The organism is Synechococcus sp. 63AY4M2 (genome assembly GCF_002760475.1).
GTDB lineage: Bacteria > Cyanobacteriota > Cyanobacteriia > Thermostichales > Thermostichaceae > Thermostichus.
Window position 1 is genome coordinate 1,298,963 of sequence record NZ_AXUX01000001.1, and the last position, 20,180, is coordinate 1,319,142.

Annotated in this window: 22 protein-coding genes; 13 read left to right on the forward strand and 9 right to left on the reverse strand. The window is 62.8% G+C overall.

Annotated elements, in window-relative coordinates:
• The first annotated feature begins 40 nt into the window (after window positions 1-40).
• The 3 genes from SYN63AY4M2_RS05795 (at window position 41) to SYN63AY4M2_RS05805 (ending at window position 2,307) form a co-directional block, all read left to right on the forward strand.
• On the forward strand, window positions 41-268 hold the full coding sequence (locus SYN63AY4M2_RS05795; protein ID WP_240527287.1) for a cytochrome b6f subunit family protein: 228 nt from the start codon (window positions 41-43) through the stop codon (window positions 266-268).
• Window positions 269-509: 241 nt separating this feature from the next.
• Window positions 510-839, forward strand: a complete 330-nt coding sequence (locus tag SYN63AY4M2_RS05800) for an HU family DNA-binding protein (protein ID WP_240527754.1) — start codon at window positions 510-512, stop codon at window positions 837-839.
• Between the two features lies 1 nt (window position 840).
• Window positions 841-2,307, forward strand: coding sequence for a DASH family cryptochrome (locus tag SYN63AY4M2_RS05805; RefSeq protein ID WP_099887264.1), 1,467 nt, complete (start codon window positions 841-843; stop codon window positions 2,305-2,307).
• Here the strand turns inward: SYN63AY4M2_RS05805 and SYN63AY4M2_RS05810 are convergent.
• The 6 genes from SYN63AY4M2_RS05810 to thrC all read right to left on the reverse strand — a co-directional run bounded on the left by SYN63AY4M2_RS05810 (window position 2,304) and on the right by thrC (window position 8,737).
• Complete coding sequence (locus tag SYN63AY4M2_RS05810; protein ID WP_240530501.1) at window positions 2,304-4,205, reverse strand: hypothetical protein; 1,902 nt, start codon at window positions 4,203-4,205, stop codon at window positions 2,304-2,306. The genes SYN63AY4M2_RS05805 and SYN63AY4M2_RS05810 overlap by 4 nt on opposite strands.
• Before the next feature lie 371 nt (window positions 4,206-4,576).
• Window positions 4,577-5,845, reverse strand: a complete 1,269-nt coding sequence (locus SYN63AY4M2_RS05815; RefSeq protein WP_011429212.1) for a peptidase C39 family protein — start codon at window positions 5,843-5,845, stop codon at window positions 4,577-4,579.
• Between the two features lie 16 nt (window positions 5,846-5,861).
• Complete coding sequence (locus SYN63AY4M2_RS05820) at window positions 5,862-6,470, reverse strand: DNA-3-methyladenine glycosylase (RefSeq protein ID WP_049749704.1); 609 nt, start codon at window positions 6,468-6,470, stop codon at window positions 5,862-5,864.
• Window positions 6,467-6,742: a ubiquitin-like small modifier protein 1 gene (locus SYN63AY4M2_RS05825; protein ID WP_011429210.1), complete on the reverse strand. Its 276-nt coding sequence runs from the start codon at window positions 6,740-6,742 to the stop codon at window positions 6,467-6,469. Before SYN63AY4M2_RS05825 ends, SYN63AY4M2_RS05820 begins: the two co-directional genes overlap by 4 nt.
• Before the next feature lie 36 nt (window positions 6,743-6,778).
• A complete protein-coding gene (locus SYN63AY4M2_RS05830) occupies window positions 6,779-7,303 on the reverse strand; it encodes a fasciclin domain-containing protein (protein ID WP_099887265.1) in 525 nt (174 codons plus the stop codon).
• A 93-nt stretch (window positions 7,304-7,396) separates the two neighbouring features.
• Complete coding sequence (gene thrC / locus SYN63AY4M2_RS05835) at window positions 7,397-8,737, reverse strand: threonine synthase (RefSeq protein WP_240530502.1); 1,341 nt, start codon at window positions 8,735-8,737, stop codon at window positions 7,397-7,399.
• Window positions 8,738-9,032: 295 nt separating this feature from the next.
• Here thrC and mnmG point away from each other — a divergent pair, with 295 nt between their 5' ends.
• Complete coding sequence (mnmG, locus tag SYN63AY4M2_RS05840) at window positions 9,033-10,967, forward strand: tRNA uridine-5-carboxymethylaminomethyl(34) synthesis enzyme MnmG (protein ID WP_099812537.1); 1,935 nt, start codon at window positions 9,033-9,035, stop codon at window positions 10,965-10,967.
• On the opposite strand, the gene tsaD is transcribed toward mnmG, so the two are convergent.
• Window positions 10,928-12,025, reverse strand: coding sequence for a tRNA (adenosine(37)-N6)-threonylcarbamoyltransferase complex transferase subunit TsaD (tsaD, locus tag SYN63AY4M2_RS05845; protein ID WP_099835670.1), 1,098 nt, complete (start codon window positions 12,023-12,025; stop codon window positions 10,928-10,930). The two genes, mnmG and tsaD, sit on opposite strands and share 40 nt — an antisense overlap.
• Before the next feature lie 166 nt (window positions 12,026-12,191).
• Between tsaD and SYN63AY4M2_RS05850 the strand changes: the two genes are divergently transcribed.
• From SYN63AY4M2_RS05850 to thiD, 9 genes are all read left to right on the forward strand, one after another.
• The gene (locus SYN63AY4M2_RS05850) at window positions 12,192-12,737 is read left to right on the forward strand and encodes a Photosystem I reaction center subunit III (RefSeq protein WP_099884311.1); all 546 of its coding nucleotides are present in this window, start codon (window positions 12,192-12,194) and stop codon (window positions 12,735-12,737) included.
• Window positions 12,738-12,796: 59 nt separating this feature from the next.
• Window positions 12,797-12,916, forward strand: a complete 120-nt coding sequence (locus SYN63AY4M2_RS05855; protein WP_011429204.1) for a photosystem I reaction center subunit IX — start codon at window positions 12,797-12,799, stop codon at window positions 12,914-12,916.
• A gap of 125 nt (window positions 12,917-13,041) precedes the next feature.
• The gene (locus SYN63AY4M2_RS05860) at window positions 13,042-13,518 is read left to right on the forward strand and encodes a photosystem I reaction center protein subunit XI (RefSeq protein WP_011429203.1); all 477 of its coding nucleotides are present in this window, start codon (window positions 13,042-13,044) and stop codon (window positions 13,516-13,518) included.
• Between the two features lie 384 nt (window positions 13,519-13,902).
• A complete protein-coding gene (locus SYN63AY4M2_RS05865; protein ID WP_011429202.1) occupies window positions 13,903-14,334 on the forward strand; it encodes a ribonuclease III domain-containing protein in 432 nt (143 codons plus the stop codon).
• A gap of 32 nt (window positions 14,335-14,366) precedes the next feature.
• On the forward strand, window positions 14,367-15,431 hold the full coding sequence (gene rlmB, locus SYN63AY4M2_RS05870) for a 23S rRNA (guanosine(2251)-2'-O)-methyltransferase RlmB (protein WP_011429201.1): 1,065 nt from the start codon (window positions 14,367-14,369) through the stop codon (window positions 15,429-15,431).
• Between the two features lie 46 nt (window positions 15,432-15,477).
• Entirely contained in the window at window positions 15,478-15,735 is a 258-nt protein-coding gene (locus SYN63AY4M2_RS05875; protein WP_011429200.1) for a DUF1816 domain-containing protein, read from the forward strand.
• Entirely contained in the window at window positions 15,735-16,052 is a 318-nt protein-coding gene (locus SYN63AY4M2_RS05880; RefSeq protein ID WP_041438053.1) for a 2Fe-2S iron-sulfur cluster-binding protein, read from the forward strand. The genes SYN63AY4M2_RS05875 and SYN63AY4M2_RS05880 overlap by 1 nt, the downstream gene beginning before the upstream one ends.
• A 69-nt stretch (window positions 16,053-16,121) precedes the next feature.
• Window positions 16,122-16,322, forward strand: a complete 201-nt coding sequence (locus tag SYN63AY4M2_RS05885; RefSeq protein WP_011429198.1) for a hypothetical protein — start codon at window positions 16,122-16,124, stop codon at window positions 16,320-16,322.
• A 220-nt stretch (window positions 16,323-16,542) separates the two neighbouring features.
• Entirely contained in the window at window positions 16,543-17,367 is an 825-nt protein-coding gene (thiD, locus tag SYN63AY4M2_RS05890; protein WP_228375400.1) for a bifunctional hydroxymethylpyrimidine kinase/phosphomethylpyrimidine kinase, read from the forward strand.
• A gap of 61 nt (window positions 17,368-17,428) precedes the next feature.
• Here thiD and leuC read toward each other — a convergent pair whose 3' ends face one another.
• Window positions 17,429-18,832, reverse strand: coding sequence for a 3-isopropylmalate dehydratase large subunit (leuC, locus tag SYN63AY4M2_RS05895; protein WP_099887266.1), 1,404 nt, complete (start codon window positions 18,830-18,832; stop codon window positions 17,429-17,431).
• 150 nt (window positions 18,833-18,982) lie between these two features.
• Window positions 18,983-19,912 carry a 4-(cytidine 5'-diphospho)-2-C-methyl-D-erythritol kinase gene (gene ispE, locus SYN63AY4M2_RS05900; protein ID WP_099812544.1) on the reverse strand — a complete coding sequence of 310 codons (930 nt, stop codon included), beginning with the start codon at window positions 19,910-19,912 and terminating at the stop codon, window positions 18,983-18,985.
• Between the last annotated feature and the right edge of the window lie 268 nt (window positions 19,913-20,180).

Genomic DNA, 20,180 nt, shown 5'->3' on the forward strand with positions numbered 1-20,180 from the left:
TCTTGAGTGGTAAAGCTCTTCGCGGTTACCCTGATCGACTATGGTGATCAAAGTTGGGGATAAGGTTAGGGTGCGCTCTATTCAGGATCGCGGACAAGAAGAGGTGAGCGCGCTGGTGGGCAAGGAGGCTGTGGTGCTGGCACGGCGGGTGGTCGATGGCAGTGGCATCGGCTACATTTTGGAATTTCCCGATCGCTCCCGGCACTGGTTTTTCGAGAGCGAGCTGGAAGTGGTCGATTCCGGCCACGCCAAGGATGAGCCGAGTTGAGCAGTCTGGCTACCGGCTAGACAGTGGATTAGTGGCAGTTGCGGTGTCGGATCCTCTCTGCGTGTAAGTTGCCGCAAGGTGGCCGCCCCAGCTCTCAGTTTCCTCAAGCCTACATTTCAGCTTCAGGTAGCCGGCCTGGGAGATGCCGTTCTCTTTTCCGATGGAGTTCTCGCCATATCAGGTTGGGAGCATCAAGCTCAGGGCCGCTGTTGTCCCGTTGCCATTGTCTGGATAAGTGGTCGTGGCTTCTCTTCCCCATTTGAATCGTCGTTTGCTGGCCCGCCAGATGGCCGCCCAGGTGGATGGCCTGACCGTCAAAATGGCTGCCGCTGCCCTAGAGGCCATGCTAGACAGCATCAGCCAATGTCTGGCGGAAGGAGGATCCGTGCGGCTGGCGCGCTTTGGCACCTTCTCGTTGCGCTACCGCCCGGCCCGGCAAACCTATCACCCGCGCACCAAGGCCCCCATCCACATCCCCGCTGCCCAGGTGCCCCATTTCGTCCCCAGCCCGGAACTGGGGCGACCCAGGAGGGATCCCCAAGAAGAAGCGGAAGCGCTGGCATCCGTCTAGAATGGCCGTTTTGCTCTGGTTTCGCACCGATTTGCGCCTGCTAGATCACCAGCCGCTGACGCGGGCTTGCCAGCAGGGATCTCTCCTCATTCCCCTCTATTGCCTAGATCCGCGCCACTTTGGACAGACGGCCTTTGGCTTTCCCAAGACCGGCTCTTTCCGCGCCCAGTTCCTGCTGGAGAGCCTGGCCGACCTGCGGCAGCAGCTCCGGGCCCGCGGCTCTGACCTAGTCATTCGCCAAGGCCAGCCGGAGCAGGTGATCCCGGCCCTGGCGCGGGAGTGGGGGGTGAAGGCTGTCTATGCCCACGAAGAGGTGGGCACCGAGGAGGAGGCGGTTGCTGAGGCCCTGCAGCAAGCGCTGCAGCCCTTGGGGATCCGGCTCCATCTGGACTGGGGTCACACCCTCTACCACCCCGAAGATCTCCCCTTTGCCCTGGCAGACCTGCCGGAGGTGTTCACCCGCTTCCGCCAGCAGGTGGAAGCCAAGGCCGCCATTCGCGCTCCCCTGCCCATCCCCTCCCTGCCGCCCCTGCCGCCGGGGCTAGATCCTGGCCCCCTGCCCACCCTGGCGGCGCTGGGGTTGAGCTTGCCGCCGCCGGATCCCCGCGCCCGCTTTGTCTATGCCGGCGGCAGCACCGCCGCCCAGGCCCGCCTGCAGACCTATATCTGGGATCTGGACCGGCTGCGCGTCTACAAAGAAACCCGCAACGGCATGCTGGATCCCAACGACAGCTCGCGTCTTTCTGCCTGGTTGGCGTTGGGTTGCCTTTCTCCTCGCACGGTGTATGCCGAAGTCAAGCGCTACGAGGAGGAGCGGGTGCGCAACGAATCCACCTACTGGCTGGTGTTTGAGCTGCTGTGGCGGGACTACTTTCGCTTCATCTTGGCCAAGCATGGGGCCAAGCTGTTTCGCCCCGCAGGGATCCAGGGGATCCCCATCCCCTGGCAGCAGGACGGGGATCGCTTCCAGGCTTGGTGCCGCGGCGAGACCGGCTACCCCCTGGTGGACGCCAACATGCGGGAGTTGGCCGCCACCGGCTTCATGTCCAACCGCGGGCGGCAGAATGTGGCCAGCTTCCTCACCAAAAACCTGGGGATCGACTGGCGTCTGGGGGCGGAATGGTTTGAATCGCTGCTGATTGACTACGACGTGGCCAGCAACTACGGCAACTGGAACTACACCGCCGGCGTAGGGAACGATGCCCGCGGCTTCCGCTACTTCCACATTCCCAAGCAATCCCGCGACTACGATCCCCAGGGCCACTACCTGCGCCACTGGCTGCCGGAGCTGGCCGGGATCCCGGGGGACAAGATCCACGAGCCCTATCGCCTCAGCGCCGCCGAGCAAAAGCAGTTTGGCGTGCGGCTAGGGGTGGACTATCCCCGCCCTGTGGTGGATCTGGAAAAGTCCCTGCAGGCCAGTCGGCGGGCTTACGAAGCGGCCCTGGCCCGCTACCGCCGCGGCTAGGGGGATCCCCTCGAAACGGGAGTGGCGGGCTGGGGGACGACGCGGCTAAGACGCCGCAAGCCAGGCAGGCCAGCATCCACCACCACCAAGCTGCCGTCTGGCAAGGCAAGTAGAGAGCCAGGCCGCTGGAAGCGAGCTGAGACCACCGGGCCATCCTGCCAGCCCGGCTCATCCCCCCCGGCCAGGGTAGAGACCTGCCCGCTGGGCTGAAGACGGCGAATGCGGCGGTTGTCTTGGTCAGTCAGCCAGAGGACCCCCGCACTGTCGAAAGCCAGCCCCGCAAGGGTTTGAAAACGGGCCTCCGCCAGAGGGCCATCGCGGTAGCCTGCTTCCGCCTGGGAGAGGGTGGTCAGGTGTCCGTCGGCAGAGAGCCGGCGCAGGCGATGCCTATCGGCAATCCAGAGGCTACCCGCCTTGTCCACTGCCAGAGCTGTCGGCTCCAGAAGCTGGGCTTGGTCTGCCGGCCCATCCGCGGATCCCGGCTGGCCGGTGCCAGCGGCCGTCGTCACCTTGCCCGTGGGAGTGATGCGGCGGATGCGACGATTGGCGCGATCGGCCACGTAAAGGCTGCCGTCTAGACCCAAGGCCAGGCCAAAGGGCTCGCGAAACTGCGCCTCGTCGCGCTCTCCATCTCGGTGGCCGGCTGAACAGGTGCCGGCAAAGGTGCTCACCCGCCGCTGTCGGCTGATGTAGCGCAGGCAATGGTTGCCGCTGTCGGCCACCCACAATCCTCCCTTGGGATCCCAGAGCAGCCCCTGGGGAGAGTCGAACTGCGCCTGATCCGCTGCTCCGTCTCGATGGCCGGCCTTGCCACTGCCCGCCCACACCTCCAGTTCCCCTTCGGGAGAAAGCCGAAAAATCCGGTGCTGGGCCGGGTCAGCTAAGTAAAAGAATCCTTCCGGGTCGACGGCAATGCCGCCGATCTGTCCGAGGGAGAGTCTGGACTCGCCGCCGCTATCGGAGGCGCTGTTCCCGGGGTTAACTGCCGAGGAGGTGCGGCCATGCAGCAAGGTCTCCACCCGCCAGGCTGAGGCTGCTGCCGCAGTAGGGGTGGGTGAGGGGGTAGGGGCCGGCCACTCGTAAACCAGGGTTCCCAACCCCTGCCCTGCAGCATCGGCAACGGCCACCCAAACAGTGCCGGCAAGGGAGGCCGGCGGCATCACCGTTAGGCGGTCGTTGCTGCGGGAGCGGATCTCCCCTCTCCAGCTGCGCTCGGGATTGGCGGCTGAAGCGAAGAGAACCGTTTCTGCCCGCTCCAGATTTTCCCCCGACAGCAGCAACGGCTGGCCGGGCGCCGGCACCCCCGATCCCGTGTGCAGCAGCGGCACCTCTACCCCGGAGAGCACCAACATAGAAAGGCGGCGATTGGCACCGCCAGAGCCCCCAGAACGGGCAGAAAGGGTCAGGGATCCCTTTCCTTGTGCCAAGGTGGTGGATCCCCGGTAGGCAATGGCGCTGAGCTCCGCTTCCCCGGCAGGTGGGTTGGTAAAAGTGAAGGTGGCCGGCTGCCCTAGGCGCAGGGGCGCGTTGGCGGTCTGGCGATAGCTGCCCAGGGTAATGCTGAGATCGATCCCCTCCACCCCCGGCCAGGTGGGGGTACGAGCCAGCCAGCGATCCACCTCGGAGGCAGGGAGCTGGGCCACCAGATCGGATCCTTGTTCCTGGAGGAGCAGGACGATGCGGTTGTTGGGCACCGCCAAACCCGATTGGCGGGCCTGTTCGAGTGTGAGAGCGGCGGGGGCGAGGGGAGTTGGGGTGGAAACCGGCTGCAGGGCAGAAGGGGAAACGACGCTGGGAGACAAATTAGAGGAAGAGAGCTCGCCGCAGGCCGAGAGGGCCAGCACCAGAGCACTCAGCGCCGGCAAAGATAGCGGTGCAGGGGAAGCCCGTCGTGGCATGATGCAGCTCATCCTCTCCCACAAACTGGGAAGCGGCGGGAACCCAAACCTCCATGTCGATAGCAACTCACGTAAAAGCCGGCAGAAATTGCCCCGCTACTTTTTCTGCGGACAGCCGCGCCCCACCGCCTGCTCGGCATAGGGAAACCCCTCAGCCAGCCTCGCAGGCCTTGAACCCTAACCCTATCCATGCTTAAGCCGTCTCACCCAAGGGTGAGTTGCACTCCTCACTTCTTAATATCCTTACTCAAATCCCCGTCGAAAAGCCAGATGGCAATCGGATGCTCGCCAAGCCATGTTCGTTTTTGTCCGCTCGATATCCCAGCCTCTTCGAGCAGAAGCCTCCAGCCCGGTGGAAGGCCGGGGCTAACCTATGGGTCCGGAATTGGCCACCCTCGCGGATAGATCAAATAGACGGTACCCCCGGAGTGGGCCAACCACAAAGGCTCTAGCTGGTCGCGGCGGTAGGTGCGGCGAACTTCTTCGTTGGTCTTGGCCGCCGGATCGTGGAGGATGGGATCCCCTTGGCGGTCGAACCCCACCAGCACCGCCAGATGGCCGTTGCTTTTGGGGATCGGCGCCCCCTCCAGCTCGCCCTCGCCCCAGGCATAGCTGAGGATAGCCGGCACGCCGGCCGCGATCCAGGCTTCTGCCTGGGCCAGGCTCTGCAGCCGCGCCACCACGCCGGCCAAACCCCGCTCGGCGGCATGAGCCACGTTGAAGGCCCAGTTGCCGTGGCCCTGGTAAACCCGGTCGTACACCCCGGCCGCCGCGGCGCGCACCAACGGCTCACAGGGGGGGGGATCCCGCTGCCAGTAGGCCATCACCATCGCCAAGGCAGTGGGGCTGCACCAAGCTGCTCCCCCGTCGGCATAGACCATTTGGGAACACAAGGGCAGCTCCAAGACCTGGCCCCAGCGGCTGGGATCCCCAGGGGAGAGGCGGTCGGGCTGGGCCGGCTGGTTGGAAAAGGCAACCGCCACCTGATCCACCAGGGGAGAGCGGCCCGCCTCTTGCGTGAACAGGCGCACCCTGACTTGGAAAGCCTCTGCCCCGTTGTGGGTATCCTTGAGCACCAACAAGTCCGTGTGCAGGTTGCCATCTGCGTCTTCCTGCCCGCGCACGGAGTGGCTGGCCAGGGTGGGCGGATCGGCAGCCCACACGCCGGCGTGATACCACTTCGTCCAGCGCCCCGCAAGCTTGGCCCGGATCTCCACTTCTAGCCAGGTGCCGGGAGGGGTGGTGGCATTCCAGGAGACGATTGCTTCCACCAGAGGAAAGCTGGCGGGAACTTCCGGGCTGATGGCTTCTCCCACCCAATAGCTGCCGGGGGGATGAAAAGGACGTCCGCGCAATGGCGACTGCGGCTCCTCAAGGCTGACTTCTTGCCGCCAGCTCTCTGGATCTAAGACCAATTGCCCTTGGGCGTTCAGCCGGATCCCGCGGGCTGACCAGCCCTGAAAACCTTGGGGGGCATGCCAGCGCTGCAACCTGGTGCGATAGGGGGAGTGGCGCTGGGCTTGCATTGTCAAGAGTCCTGGAGAAGTTGCAACCGGCTGGGCCAACGCGGGCAGGAGCAGCACAACGCCGCTGACCAGCCCAGACAGCCTTTGCCAGGAGTCTTTGCCTTGCGGCAGCATTGTCGGCTTGCCCCCACTAATAGTGCGACACCGCCGGATGCCCCTTAATGTACCAGCGCCAGGGAAGCTCTACCCCGCGGGTAATGCCGATGCGGGTAGTTTGGACAATGGGGAACTGTGCCTCCCAAGCAGGGGATCCCTCTAGCCAAATGCCTTCCTGGCCGGCTGCCACCGGTTCCAGCCGCCAGCCATTGTGGGATCCGTCGATGCGCAGCGCTTGGCAGAGCAGGCCCGGCCCCGCCGCCACCCGCGCCGGTTTCAAGCGCTTGTTGGCCGGGATCCACTCCGGCAGGCAATCCAACTGGGCTGCCCGGATCAAAACCGCTGACGCGATCCCTTCCGCCTCGGTGACGATGTTGAGACAGTGGTAGAGGCCGTAGATGCGATAGACGTAGAGATGGCCGGGCGGCCCGAACATCACCTGGTTGCGGCGGGTCTTGCGGCGATAGGCGTGGCATGCCGGATCGCCGGCGGTGTAGGCTTCCGTTTCCACAATCTGCGCCCGCACCTGCAGCCCATCGGCAAATTGCCGCACCAGCACCATGCCCAGCAACGTAGGCGCCACCAGCGGCGCCGGCTTGCTTAACCACTCCCAAGCAGCCACAGCCGGCTCGGCAACTTTCATCCCCCGGCAACAGCAGGGACGATGCTCACCTCATCCCCATCCTGTAGAGGCGTGTCCGATCCCTGGAGGAAGCGAATGTCTTCGCTGTTGACATAGAGATTGACAAAGCGGCGCAATTCCCCCTTTTCATCGCACAGCCGCGCCTTGATGCCCGGATAGGTCTGCTCCAAGGCCTCCAGCAATTCCCGAACGGTGGATCCCTCGCAACTTACCACCTCCTGATCCCGGGTGAGCACCCGCAGCGTGGTGGGAATTAACACCTTGACTGCCATAAGCCAATGCTTCGTCCAGCGACCAACCTTAGAAGACTAGGGTAGCAGCACCCCGTCAATGCCGTGAATCACCCCGTTGGCAACCGGAATATCCGCCAAGTTCACATTGGCCCCGTTGACCCGGATGCTGCCATCGGCTCCCACCTGCACCCGCAGCGGCAGCCCCGCCAAGGTGGTCAGAGTGGCCGATTGGCCAGGCCGCAGGTCAAACGAGGTAATCCGCCCCGGCACCACATGATAGGTGAGGATGCGGGTGAGCTGATCCCGATTGGCCGGCTGCAACAACGTCTCCACGGTGCCCGGCGGCAGTTTCCTAAAGGCCACATCGGAAGGGGCAAAGACCGTGAACGGCCCCGGCCCCGCCAACGCCGTGTTCAGCCCCGCCGCCCGCAAAGCCGTCGCCAACGTCGAGTAGCTGCTGGGCAAAGTTTCCAGCTCAACGGCAATGGTGTTCAGCCCCTGAGGCCGAGCCGTGGGAGCCAAAGCAAGGGGGGTCAACACCGCCACTGCCACCGGCAAGCAGCGACGCGCAAAGTGACGGACAGAACGGAGGATAGGCATGGTGCAGAGCTCCTGAGCGAGTGGGTCTGTGCCAGGGATCGTAACAGTTCTTCACTAAGACGCCGTTAAGAGCCCAGGGGGATCCCTCTCGCTTCAAACCGAAGCCTCCTGCCAGTCCAGCCGCTCCAGAGTGCGGGCGCGCTCCAATGCCTGTTCAAAGCTCTCCAGCTTGGGCGAGATCACCAGCGGATGGCCCACGTGCGCCTGCACCGCCTCCTGGGTTTTCAAGCCATTGCCGGTAATATAGGCTACCGTAACCGCCTCAGGATCAAGCTGGCCCGATTCGGCCAGGCGTTTGAGCACGGCAATGGTGGTGCCGCCAGCCGTCTCGGTGAAGATACCCTCAGTCTCGGCCAAGAGCTTGATGCCGGCCACGATCTCGGGATCCGTGGCCGTCGCGATCTGGCCGCCGGTTTTGCGGGCAATCTCCAGGGCGTAGATGCCGTCGGCAGGGTTGCCGATGGCAATAGACTTGGCGATGGTATTCGGCTTAACCGGAGTAACAAAATCCCGCCCCTCGCGAAAGGCCTGGGCAATGGGCGAACATCCCTGCGCCTGGGCGCCGTGGAAGATAACCGGCTTCTCCGCCACCAGCCCCACCTTCACAAACTCCTGAAAACCTTTGTAAATCTTGGTGTACAGGGATCCCGACGCCAGCGGGATCACCACCTGATCCGGCAGTTGCCACCCCAGTTGCTCCGCCACCTCGTAGGCTAAGGTTTTCGAGCCTTCTGCGTAGTAGGGGCGCAGGTTGATGTTGACAAAGCCCCAGCCGTAGCGATCCGCCACCTCGGCGCAGAGGCGGTTGACCTGGTCGTAGTTGCCCTCCACGGCCATGACGGTGGGATTGTAGATGAGGGATCCCAGCACCTTGCCCGCCTCCAGATCCGCCGGGATGAAGATGGTGCAGTCCAGGCCGGCGTGGGCGGCGATGGCAGCCGTGGAGTTGGCCAAGTTGCCCGTGCTGGCGCAGGAAACGGTGGTAAAGCCCAGCTCCTTGGCGCGGGTCAGGGCCACCGACACCACCCGATCCTTAAAGCTGAGGGTGGGCATGTTGACGGCGTCGTTCTTGAGGTAGAGGTTTTTTAACCCCAGCCGCCGGCCCAGCCGCTCCGCCTTCACCAGCGGCGTCATGCCGGTGCCCACATCGATGGGCCGCTCCGAAAGGACCGGCAGGAAAGGTCGGTAGCGCCAGATGGAGAGCGGCCCGGCCTGGATGCTCTGCCGGCTGACAACGCTCTTGAGCCAGTCGTAGTCATAGACCACTTCCAGGGGGCCAAAACACAGGTCGCACACGTGCTTGGCCACCGGCTCATACTCGGCCCCACATTCCCGACAGCGCAAGCGCCTAAAGCCCACCTGGAGGGTGCGCAAGGCCGAGCTGGGCGGCAAATCGGCAGGGCTGAGCGGGCGGTGGGAAAGGGTTTGGGTCATAGGAAGCCTCAGACAGGAGAAAGGGCTGGATCTTGTTTACCCGTCGTCGAGGGCAATCCTATCACCCGCGATCGACCCCGTCAACTAAACCCGACTAAAATAGTCTGAATTAGATCCGGCTGGGGAGAGCGGGATCCTAGCCGGTTTGGGCAACCTCGGAGCGGCAGACTGGTGGAGGTCTGGCTTTCTCTTGCCGAGATTTGGGGATAGCCCTCTATCCGTCGCTAGACTGGAGAAACAAGCTGTAACAACCTAATTGGGATAGGGGATCCCGGTATTCCGCGGGGGCGATCCTATGCTCAAAGTTGGACGGGACAACGTGGACTTTCTCGACCACTACGACGTGATCGTCGTGGGTGGGGGACACGCTGGCTGTGAAGCGGCCCTGGCGGCAGCGCGGCTGGGCTGTAATACCTTGATGCTGACGTTGAACCTGGACAAGATCGCCTGGCAGCCCTGTAACCCCGCTGTGGGGGGCCCGGCCAAGTCGCAACTGGTGCACGAAATCGACGCCCTTGGCGGCGAGATGGGCAAAGTTACCGACCGCACCTATTTGCAAAAGCGGGTGCTCAACCGCTCGCGGGGGCCGGCGGTATGGGCCTTGCGGGCGCAAACCGACAAGCGGGAGTACGCGCGGGTAATGCGCTCGGTGGTGGAAAACCAGCCCAATCTGAGCATCCGCGAGGGCACTGTCACCGACCTGGTGCTGGGGCGCAACGATGAGGTGGTGGGCGTGGTTACCCATTTTGGCAGCGTCTTCGGCTGTGGGGCGGTGATCCTGACCACGGGCACCTTTCTGGGAGGGCGCATCTGGATTGGCCGCCACTGGCAGCCTGCTGGCAGAGCGGGGGAATTTGCCGTCGAAGGCCTGACCGACACCCTGCGCCAACTGGGCTTTGAGACAGGTCGGCTGAAGACGGGCACCCCTGCCCGTGTGGATCGCCGCAGCGTCGATTTTTCCGTGATGGAGCGGCAGCCAGGGGATCCCGACCTGCGCTGGTTTAGCTTTGACCCGGAGGTGTGGGTGCCGCGGGAGCAGATGGACTGCTATCTCACCCGCACCACGCCGGAGACCCACCGCATCATCCGCGAAAACCTCCACGAGACGCCGGTCTACGGCGGCTGGGTGGAGGCCAAGGGGCCCCGCTACTGCCCCAGCATCGAAGACAAGATCGTCCGCTTTGCCGACAAGGAAAGCCATCAAATTTTTATTGAGCCAGAGGGGCGGGATCTGCCGGAGCTCTACATCCAGGGGTTCTCGACGGGGATGCCAGAAAAGATCCAGATCCAGATGCTGCGCTCCCTGCCCGGCCTGGAGCGGTGCGTCATGCTGCGGCCTGCCTACGCCGTGGAATACGACTATCTGCCGGCCACCCAGCTCTACCCCACCCTGATGACCAAGAAGGTGCAGGGGCTGTTCTGTGCCGGCCAAATTAACGGCACCACCGGCTACGAAGAAGCAGCAGCCCAGGGGCTCATTGCCGGGATCAACGCCGCCCGCCTGGTGCAGGGGAAGCCGCTGGTAACCCTGCCGCGGGAGTCCAGCTACATCGGCACCCTCATCGACGACCTCTGCACCAAAGAGCTGCGGGAGCCCTACCGCATGCTCACCAGCCGCTCCGAATACCGCCTTATCCTACGCGCCGACAACGCCGACCAACGCCTCACCCCCCTGGGGCGGGAATGGGGCCTCATCGACGACCGCCGCTGGGCCCTCTTCCAGGCCAAGCAGGCCCGCATTGCCGCCGAGATCGAGCGCCTGGAAACCCAGCGGGTTAAGGCCCACGACCCCGCCGGGATCCACCTCAGCCAACTGACCGGCCAGGGGATCAAAGGATCCGCCACCTTGGCCGAGCTCCTGCGCCGCAACCCGATCCACTACGCCGACCTGCTAGAGCTGGGGTTGGGAAATGAGGAGCTGGATCCCTTTGAGCAGGAGGCAGCAGAAATTGCTGTCAAATACAGCGGCTACATCCAGCGGCAACAAGCCCAGATCGAGCAGGTGAGCAAGCAGTACCACCGCCCCCTGCCCCCCGATCTGGACTACCACTCCATCCCCACCCTCTCCAAAGAGTCGCGGGAGAAACTGGCGGCAGTCCGGCCTCTGACCGTGGGCCAGGCGGCCCGCATTGGCGGCGTCAACCCCGCCGACATCAACGCCTTGCTCATCTACCTCGAGGTGAGACAGCGTCAGAGAGCGACGGCAGAACCTGTTGGCAGCTCGCGGTAATCTTTGCGCCCAGCCGTGTAGAGAGCAGGGATCTCCTCCAGCGCCATGCGCGAAGCCACGCCCAAATCCAAGGGGGAGACCTCCCCGCGCAGCCAGTGACAGAGGCCGGCTGCCCCAATCATGGCGGCGTTGTCGGTACAGAGGTTTGGGGGCGGGATCACCACCCGCAGGCCCTTTTGCTGGCCCGCTTCCAGAAGGCGAGCGCGCAGCTCCCGGTTGGCAGCTACCCCGCCAGTCAGCAGCAGGGTTGAGAGGCCAAGAGCTTCGGCGCAGGCCACGGCTTTTTCCGTGAGGACGCGCGTTAGGCAGGCCTGAAAGCTGGCGGCAATGTCGGCAATGGGCAGCTCCTGGCCTTCCTGCTGCAAGTGCTGGACGAGGCGCAGCACAGCCGTCTTCAGGCCACTGAAGCTGGTGTCGTAGGGGTGGTCCAGCTTGCCTTCCGGCAGGGGAAAGCGATGGGGATCCCCTTGTTGCGCCCAGCGGTCGATCTGGGGCCCGCCCGGATAGCCCAGCCCCAACAGCCGCGCCACCTTATCAAAGGCTTCGCCGGCAGCATCGTCGCGGGTGCGGCCCATCGTCTGGTACTCCCCGTAGTCCTTCATCCAGATCAAGCTGGTGTGGCCTCCCGAAACCAAAAGGCACAGGCAGGGAGGTTGCAAGTCGGCTGTGGCCAAAAAGCCGCTGAAGAGATGGCCCTCCAGGTGATGTACCCCAATCAAGGGCTTATCGTAGAGCAGCGCCAAGGTCTTGGCCGCCATCAGCCCCACCAGTAAGGATCCCACCAGGCCCGGCGCACAAGTTACGGCAATGGCATCCACCTCGGCTACGCCTAGCCCGGCCTGCTGCAGCGCTGACTCCAGTACAAATGGCAAAGTTTCCACATGGCGGCGGGCAGCCACCTCCGGCACCACGCCCCCGTAGGCTGCATGGAGGTCGATCTGGCTAGCTACCACCGAGCTGAGCTGCCGCGGGGCAAAGGTTGGCCAGGTTGGCTCCGCCTCCACCACCGCCACAGCCGTTTCGTCACAACTGGTTTCAATGGCAAGGACACAGGCCATGGGAAAAAGGGGTGGGAATGCCTCAGGATCCTTAAGAATTGTGTGAGCTAAAACCCGAGATCCCTCCGGATAAGGCGCTCAGGAGTATGATACTAACCGTTTGGTGCTCGTTTCTGCACTGAGCATTCCTCCCCATTGAGTCCCTAGCTCAAGGACACATCCTGCCATGCGAACCCTTTTGAGTCTCCTTTTGGCCCTTTGCCTAGCGCTTGGTTTTACCCAGGCAGTGCAGGCAGAGCCTTTGATTGGCTTGAAGCCTTGTAGCGAAGTTCCTGCTTTCCAGGCTCTACGAGATCAGCGCCTGAGCAGCCTTGAAGAGAAAATCCGCAACGCTAGCCCTGAGTTGGCTCCCCTTTACCAGCAAAAGTTGGTCCAAACCGAAAAGCGTTTTGAGCGCTACAGCAAGCTGCTCTGTGGCGAAGAAGGCTTGCCCCACCTGGTTACCGATGGCCGCTGGAGCCATGCAGGCGAGTTTCTCATCCCTGGCCTGCTTTTCCTCTACATCGCCGGCTGGCTGGGCTGGGCTGGGCGCTCCTATCTGATTGCTGTCCGGAATAGCGACGAGCCGGAGATGAAAGAAAGCATCATCGACGTCCCCTTGGCGCTGCGCTGTTTCCTCACGGCTTTGGCCTGGCCTGCCGCTGCTTTCAAGGAAATTGCCAGCGGCGAAATTCAGGAGCCGGAAGAGGCCGTGCCCATCTCTCCTCGCTGAAGAAGGGGCTTCTCCTCGGCTTTTGGCTTAGCTTCACCCATCCAACTTGAGAGGTATGTATGTCTGATTTCACCAAGTTTCTCACCACGGCTCCAGTGGCCTTTATCTTGTTTTCCAGCTTCGTTTTTGCGCTGTTCATCGAGATCAACCGCTTCTTCCCCGACATTTTGACGTTCTGAACTCGCAAGCCAGGGATCCCCAGCCGCGCCAGCAACACCCACAGGGATCCCTGGTCTTTTAAGCCAGACTTTTTGGAATTTGAGGTTTTTCTAACCCTTTTTGCACTGGAACCAGAGTTGCCGACATGGTTGAACCCACTGCCGATACCGTTTCTCCTAATAGGGGATATATCGCCGTCCCGGAAGGGGATCCGCAGATTGGCGATTTCTGGACGCCGATCAACCACGCGCCTGTTGTCCGTCTGTTGATAGACTGGTTGCCCATCAACCGGCCGGGATTGAGCTCCATTTGGCGGGGTTTGGAAATTGGCATGGCCCACGGCTATTGGTTGGTGGGGCCTTTTGCCAAGCTAGGGCCGCTGCGCAGCGAGCCCATCGGCCTGCTGAGCGGTTTCCTGGGAGCCTGTGGCCTGATCTTAATCATGACGGCAGCTCTCTCTCTCTACGGCACCGTCTCCCCGCAGCGCAACGACGGGCCGGTGCAGGGATCCCAATCTTGGAGCGAACTGGCCGCCGGCTTTTTGGTAGGGGGCATGGGCGGGGCAATCGTCGCCTACCTGCTTCTGCTCAATGGAGATCTGTTGTTTCCCAATTTTGGTTAAGCGGCTTCCCCTCTCCATCCATCCCCTTGTCTTGGACGGCCTTGCGAGTCTCTCCATCCTCTGCTGAGCGGCGGCTTGGCCAGATGGGCTCTGCTTTCCAGCTTTTCGCGTTGATGCCGGCCCGCTTGCCCACAGCTTCCCTGGATTTTGCTCTCCAGCTTCTTGACGGGGTTTCAGCTGGCTTTTCAAGGCTTGCAGCGTCTTTGTGATCCAATAACCTGAGCAGGCGAGGGAAAAGTTCAGGGCAGCAGTGAGACTGGCAGAAGGCAGGAAGCTTGCCCTAGCATAGACTGAGCCAGCCAGTGGAGTCTCGAATTTGCTATGAACCGACGGCAGCGGTTCTAGGCATTTTTCCAAATAGCCAAATAGTTTTTGTAAGCTGTCGTGAGCGATCTCCTGTCCGATCCCACTTCTGCAAGCTTCTCTTTGGCTGAGATCGGTCGCCTGTCGCCTGCAGCCCTGGCCTACCTGGGAGACGCCATTTACGAACTGCACGTGCGACGGCAGCAGTTGTTTCCTCCCACTCGGCCAGAGCTTTACCATCGGCAGGTGGTAAGGCGGGTACGCGGATCTGCTCAGGCCAGATTGTTGTTGGCGCTTTTGCCCTATCTCAGCCCTGAAGAGCGGGAGATCGTCCGCTGGGGCCGCAACGGCTGCGGTCGTCCACCCCGCCACTTGCCCTTGGCCGACTACCAGAATGCCAGTGGCCTGGAAACCATCTTGGGCTACCTTTACCTCACCGATCCCGAGCGGCTACGCCACATTCTCGCTCTCACCGATGTTTTGGCCAAGACGATAGGCGAGGGGGAAGGTTAAGATCGGCTTTTACTCTGCACCGTTCTCTGCCCATGCCCAAGCCTTCCCAATGCAAACCTCCCTTACGGCTGTCTCGCCGGAGCAAGCTGCAGCGGCAAGGGGCGGGGCAACCCTTCAACAAGCCCAAGCAGACCAAACGGCGCGAGGGGGGCTCCCCGCTCCATCTCCAGCCGGCGGCGCAAGAGCCGCCCGTAAAGCCGCTTCGTCGCAAGGCTGAGCAGGAGCGCCCCCAGCCAAATCCCAGCCCTCCCGTTGCCAGTCCAGAAGACGGGGAGCTGCAGGTTAACCGGGATCCCGAAGCCGAACCTGAACAAGAGATCATCTACGGTCGCCAAACCGTGTTGGCTGCGCTGAGAAGCCAGGCCACCCTTAACCGAGTGTGGGTGCTGCCGCGGTTGCGCTACAGCCCCCAATTTTGGTCTTTGTTGGAAGAAGCCAAAGCACGGGGTACCGTCATCGATGAGGTGTCTCTCCAGCGGCTAAACCTTCTCACCGCTGGAGCCAACCACCAGGGGATCGCCGCCCAGGCCACCCCTTACCGCTATGTGGATCTGGAAGAGCTGGTGGAACAGAGCCGCCAGTCCGGCCCCCATCCGGTGCTGGTGGTGCTGGACGGGATCCAGGATCCCCACAACCTGGGGGCTATTGCCCGCAGCGTGGAGGCGTTTGGCATGCAGGGGATGGTGATCCCACAGCGGCGGGCGGCAGGCGTCACTGCGACGGTGATGAAGGTGGCAGCGGGGGCCCTCTCTACTTTGCCGGTGGCGCGGGTGGTGAACTTAAATCGCGCCCTGGAATATCTTAAAGGGCAGGGGTTTTGGGTCTATGGCACCACCAGCCAGGGGGCTGCCCCTATCTACAGCGCCGACTTTCGCCGACCTATTGCCTTGGTGGTGGGATCCGAAGGGGAAGGCATCAGCTTGCTCACCCAGCGCCACTGCGACCAACTGCTGTCGATCCCCTTGGCGGGCCGCACGGAAAGTTTGAATGCTTCGGTGGCGGCGGGCATCGCCCTCTACGAGATCCACCGGCAGCGCTCCCCCCACCGAGGTCGAAACATTTCTCAACAAATCCTCAACGAAGGCAGTAGAATCTAGGTGATTGCAAAAGATCCTGAGTCATCCTTTGCGCTTAATAGGGGGGATGGATCCCGTGGGCAACCCTTTGGTCTGGCTGTTGGATAGGCTGCGGGGCCTAGCAGTCTGGGTTGAGATCACCACCGACGACTGCACCTATTACTACGGCCCCTTCGCCAGCGAGAAAGAAGCAGAGGCGCATAAAGGTCGCTACATCGCCGACCTGAAGGCGGAGGGGGCTGAGAAGATCGAGGTTCAGATAAAGAAAATGCGCCAGCCGCAGTCGCTGACGGTGGTCCGCACTCCTTCGCGGGTTCGTTCCTGATGACGGCTATGGTTTACCAGGTAACCGTTCATCACCGGGGCCAAACCTACCGGTTTACCGCGGCGGCAGATCAGACAGTTTTACAGGCGGCTCTCGAACACGGCCTAGAGCTGCCCTCTTCCTGCCAGGCGGGAGTCTGTACCACCTGTGCAGGGAGGCTGAAGTCGGGATCCGTGGCCCAGCCTGACGCCATGGGGATCGGGCCGGAACTCAAGGCTCAGGGCTTTGTGCTGCTGTGTGTAGCCTATCCTACTTCCAATCTAGAGGTGGAGACGGACCAAGAGGAGGAGGTCTATCGTCTCCAGTTTGGCTCCTAGCCCTGCTTGGATATCCACCCCCGTTGAGGGCAATTCTGTGCGGGTTACTCAAAGGAGTTCTAACGGCCTGTGAAGCTGCACTTTCTCCGCCTTTCCCTGCCCCTAAGCCTGCCGGTTTCTGCTGCTCGACTGGAGGGATCCCTTACCGAGCAGGTGGCCCAGGAGCTAGGACAGCCAGCTCAGCTTCTGCGCTGGAGCCTGACGGCGGTGGAGGGGGATAGGGCTTGGGTGGAGGTAGTAGCTACTACCGACGATGGCCATTCCGATTGAAGACAGCCCACCCCTCTCCTTAGGAAGAGGGGAGTTGGGGATAGCGCCCGCGCCGCCGGCGCGTTCGCAACTGCGTTGCCTATCGGGTCTGAAAGAGTTTTCCCAAGACCTCAGAGGCTAGCGGGAATCATTTCGTTGCTACGCTGAAGGACAGAAATGGCTAGCGGTACCCTCGGCAGTTTTTGTCCTTTGGCCAATGTCTGTCCCCACATCTGAACCAATGTCGGCTCCAATGTTGGCCGAGCAGCATCCCCCTGTTGCCCTCACCATTGCCGGATCCGATAGCGGCGGCGGAGCGGGCATTCAAGCGGATCTGCGCACCTTTGCCTTCCAGCGCGTCCACGGCACTTCCGCCCTCACCTGCGTAACTGCCCAAAACACCCTCGGGGTCAACCGCGTGGATGCGCTGCCGCCGGAGGCGGTGGCCGCCCAGATTGAGGCGGTGGTGCAGGATATCGGGGTGCAAGGGATCAAAACCGGCATGTTGCTCAATGTCGAGATCGTGCGGGAGGTGGCCCGCCAAGTGGAGCGGTGGGCCCTGCAGCCGCTGGTGGTGGATCCGGTGATGGTCTCCCGCACCGGGGCCAAGCTGCTGGCAGAAGACGCCATCCAGGCCATCCGCGAGCGGCTGATCCCGCTGGCCCAGGTCGTTACCCCCAACCGCTACGAGGCCCAGATTTTGGCAGGGATGGAGCTGCAGTCATTGGCGGATATGGAGGAGGCGGGCCGCCGCATCTACGCCCTGGGCTGTAAGGCGGTTTTGGTCAAGGGGGGAGGTATGCCAGGGGAACTGCAGGGGGTGGATGTGTGGTTTGACGGCGAGCGGCTGGAGATCCTCAAAAGCGAGCGCATCCCCACCCGCCACACCCACGGCACCGGCTGTACCCTCTCGGCAGCCATTGCGGCGCAACTGGCTTGGGGCAAGGATCCCTTGGCGGCGACGCTAGCAGCCAAGGCCTATGTTACCGAAGCCCTGCGGCATCCTCTGGCCATCGGCGCAGGACAAGGGCCGGTGGGGCACTTCTACCCGCTTCTCCAGTCTTAGCCCCCTTCTTCGCAGCCGGCAGCCGCTCAGGCTGCCGGGGGAGGTTGAACGGCCCCGCTGGCTAGAGCAGTTCCCGCACGTCCACCACTTTGCCGCTCACGGCCGCCGCCGCCACCATGGCCGGGCTCATGAGCAGGGTGCGCCCACTGGGGGATCCCTGGCGACCCTTAAAGTTGCGGTTGGAAGAAGAGGCGCTAATCTGCCGGCCTACGAGGCGGTCTGGGTTCATGGCCAAACACATGGAGCAGCCGGGATCCCGCCACTCAAACCCTGCCGCCTCAAAGATCTCGCGCAGGCCCTCGCGTTCCGCCTCCTGCTTGACCCGCTCCGAGCCGGGCACGACAAACGCCTTCACTCCAGGCGCTACTCGCTGTCCTTTGGCAATCTTGGCCGCCTCCCGCAAATCGCTCAAGCGGCCGTTGGTGCAACTGCCAATGAAGCAGACATCCACTGGCGTGCCCACGATGGGATCCCCCGGCCGCAAGCCCATGTAGGCATAGGCTTCCTTGGCCAGCTCCCGCTCGCTTTCCGGCAGCTCTTCCGGTGCCGGGATCCGCTCGTCCACCCCAATGCTCTGACCAGGGGTGATTCCCCAGGTTACGGTGGGGGCGATCTCTGCGGCCTGAAACACCACCACGTCGTCGTAGACGGCGTCGGGGCCGCTGGCCAGGCTTTGCCACCAGGCCACTGCCTCCTCCCAGTCGGATCCCTGAGGAGCAAACTCCCGTCCCTTTAGATACTCAAAGGTTACCGCGTCGGGATTGACGTAGCCGCAGCGGGCTCCCCCCTCGATGGACATGTTGCAGAGGGTCATGCGCTCCTCCATGCTCATGGCCTCGATGGTGCTGCCGCCGTATTCGTAGGCGTAGCCCACCCCGCCTTTGACCCCCAGCTTGCGGATGATGTGGAGGATCACATCCTTGGCGTAAACCCCCGGCCCCAACCTGCCGTGCACCTCGATGCGGCGCACTTTGAGCTTGGACAAGGCCAGAGTTTGGGTGGCCAGCACGTCCCGCACCTGGCTGGTGCCGATGCCGAAGGCAATGGCCCCAAAGGCCCCATGGGTAGACGTGTGGCTATCGCCGCAGGCAATGGTCATCCCCGGCTGCGTCAGCCCCTGCTCCGGCGCAATCACATGCACGATCCCCTGCTGGCCGGAGCCGCTGTTGTAGAAGCGGATGCGATATTGGCGACAGTTGCGCTCCAGCTCCTGGATCATCTCCTCTGCCAAGGGATCCGCAAAAGGTCGCGTCCGGTTGTCTGTAGGGATAATGTGATCTACCGTCGCCACCGTCCGCTCTGGAAAAAGAACTGGCAGATTGCGCTCCCGCAGCATGGCAAAAGCCTGGGGGCTGGTGACCTCGTGGATGAGGTGTAGCCCAATGAACAACTGCGTCTGCCCTGAGGGCAAGATCCGCACCGTATGGGCGTCCCAGACTTTGTCAAACAACGTCCTCTCGCTCATCTTCCTCTCCGGCCTGCGGCCAAGCCAGTTTTGAGCTGCTTTCCGTAGAGCTTCAATGTCCTACTTGTTACCAAAGCTTGTCAAGTCAGAGGTCGGGGCGGGCAAAGCACCTTTCCCAAGGCCGGGCTAGCCCAGTTGAGCTGACCGGCCCTAGGGGAGACGGAGGGCCTGGGGATCCGGCTCCAGCAGAATACCGGTGGGAGCAAACTGGGTTACCCAGAAATCCACCTCTGGAAAGTGGTGGCACAGACTGTCACGGGCTTGGGCGGCCCTCTCCAGGCTGGCCATGATCCCAAACACCGTCGGCCCTGAGCCCGACATCAGGGATCCCAGCGCTCCTGCCTCGAGCAAGGCCTGGCGCAATTTTCCCACGATAGCGTGCTCGGCCAAAACTGGTTGCTCCAGATCGTTGCGCAAACTGCGGGCCAAGCCCAGCAGATCCCGACGCTCCAGAGCAGCCAGCACCTGAGGCAAGGTGGGCCGGGAGGGCGCGCCAGAAGGCGAGGCAGCGGCGTGGCGAGCCCGAAAGGCCTGATAGGCCCAGGCGGTGGAAACCCCTAGATGCCGGGGCTTGGCCAACAGCAGCGGGATCCCTTCCCAGTCGGCCAGCGGCTGTAAAACTTCTCCCCGTCCCGTAGCCAACTGCGTCCCCCCCTGCACACAAAAGGGAATATCGGATCCCAAACGGGCCGCCAAGCTCTGCAGTTCTCCTACCGTCAGGCCCAGGCCCCAAAGCTGGTTCAGACCCACCAAAACTGCCGCCGCATCCGCTGAGCCGCCCGCCAAGCCCGCTGCTACTGGGATCTGTTTTTCCAGCTGGATCTCCACTCCCAGCTCAGCCCGACATTCCCTTTGCAGCAGCTCAGCCGCGCGGTAGGCCAGGTTGCGGGCATCTGCCGGCACTTCCGGGTGATCGCAAATCAAGAGGATCCCGTGGGGACGGCGCTGGAGATGCACGCGATCCGCCAAAGTGATGCTCTGTAGGATCATGGCCACCTCGGAATAGCCATCGGGGCGGGAGCCGAGGATTTCTAGGTAGAGATTGATCTTGGCGCGGGCAATCAGGGTACAGGCTTGCATGGGGAAAGGAGCGAGGTTGACAGCAACTCCCCTCAGCCTGTCCAAACCAAGGGGAAACCAGACCTTGCTGGGGAGGCCTTCCAGCCTGATTCTAAGGCAAGGGATCCCTGGGCGGAGGAAACAGCATGGGATTGGCTATGGCCATCGGGCCGGCCACCGTTTGCTGCAAAAGCGCCCGCAAAGCGGGATCCGCTGCCCAGCCCAAGGGCGAAGCTGGAGGCGAGCCCAGGGCACCCCGGAACGGAAGCTAGGTTTACTTCACCAAAAC

Bases quoted from the DNA above. Each gene is read 5' to 3' on its own strand.
- thiD (WP_228375400.1), top strand. From the start codon at position 16,543: ATGTCGGCTCCAATGTTGGCCGAGCAGCATCCCCCTGTTGCCCTCACC.
- SYN63AY4M2_RS05860 (WP_011429203.1), top strand. From the start codon at position 13,042: ATGGTTGAACCCACTGCCGATACCGTTTCTCCTAATAGGGGATATATC.
- SYN63AY4M2_RS05815 (WP_011429212.1), bottom strand. From the start codon at position 5,845: ATGCTGCCGCAAGGCAAAGACTCCTGGCAAAGGCTGTCTGGGCTGGTC.
- SYN63AY4M2_RS05830 (WP_099887265.1), bottom strand. From the start codon at position 7,303: ATGCCTATCCTCCGTTCTGTCCGTCACTTTGCGCGTCGCTGCTTGCCG.
- ispE (WP_099812544.1), bottom strand. From the start codon at position 19,912: ATGCAAGCCTGTACCCTGATTGCCCGCGCCAAGATCAATCTCTACCTA.
- SYN63AY4M2_RS05825 (WP_011429210.1), bottom strand. From the start codon at position 6,742: ATGGCAGTCAAGGTGTTAATTCCCACCACGCTGCGGGTGCTCACCCGG.
- leuC (WP_099887266.1), bottom strand. From the start codon at position 18,832: ATGAGCGAGAGGACGTTGTTTGACAAAGTCTGGGACGCCCATACGGTG.
- rlmB (WP_011429201.1), top strand. From the start codon at position 14,367: ATGCCCAAGCCTTCCCAATGCAAACCTCCCTTACGGCTGTCTCGCCGG.
- SYN63AY4M2_RS05810 (WP_240530501.1), bottom strand. From the start codon at position 4,205: ATGCCACGACGGGCTTCCCCTGCACCGCTATCTTTGCCGGCGCTGAGT.
- SYN63AY4M2_RS05805 (WP_099887264.1), top strand. From the start codon at position 841: ATGGCCGTTTTGCTCTGGTTTCGCACCGATTTGCGCCTGCTAGATCAC.
- SYN63AY4M2_RS05820 (WP_049749704.1), bottom strand. From the start codon at position 6,470: ATGAAAGTTGCCGAGCCGGCTGTGGCTGCTTGGGAGTGGTTAAGCAAG.
- mnmG (WP_099812537.1), top strand. From the start codon at position 9,033: ATGCTCAAAGTTGGACGGGACAACGTGGACTTTCTCGACCACTACGAC.
- SYN63AY4M2_RS05875 (WP_011429200.1), top strand. From the start codon at position 15,478: ATGGATCCCGTGGGCAACCCTTTGGTCTGGCTGTTGGATAGGCTGCGG.
- SYN63AY4M2_RS05850 (WP_099884311.1), top strand. From the start codon at position 12,192: ATGCGAACCCTTTTGAGTCTCCTTTTGGCCCTTTGCCTAGCGCTTGGT.
- SYN63AY4M2_RS05880 (WP_041438053.1), top strand. From the start codon at position 15,735: ATGACGGCTATGGTTTACCAGGTAACCGTTCATCACCGGGGCCAAACC.
- SYN63AY4M2_RS05795 (WP_240527287.1), top strand. From the start codon at position 41: ATGGTGATCAAAGTTGGGGATAAGGTTAGGGTGCGCTCTATTCAGGAT.
- thrC (WP_240530502.1), bottom strand. From the start codon at position 8,737: ATGACCCAAACCCTTTCCCACCGCCCGCTCAGCCCTGCCGATTTGCCG.
- tsaD (WP_099835670.1), bottom strand. From the start codon at position 12,025: ATGGCCTGTGTCCTTGCCATTGAAACCAGTTGTGACGAAACGGCTGTG.
- SYN63AY4M2_RS05855 (WP_011429204.1), top strand. From the start codon at position 12,797: ATGTCTGATTTCACCAAGTTTCTCACCACGGCTCCAGTGGCCTTTATC.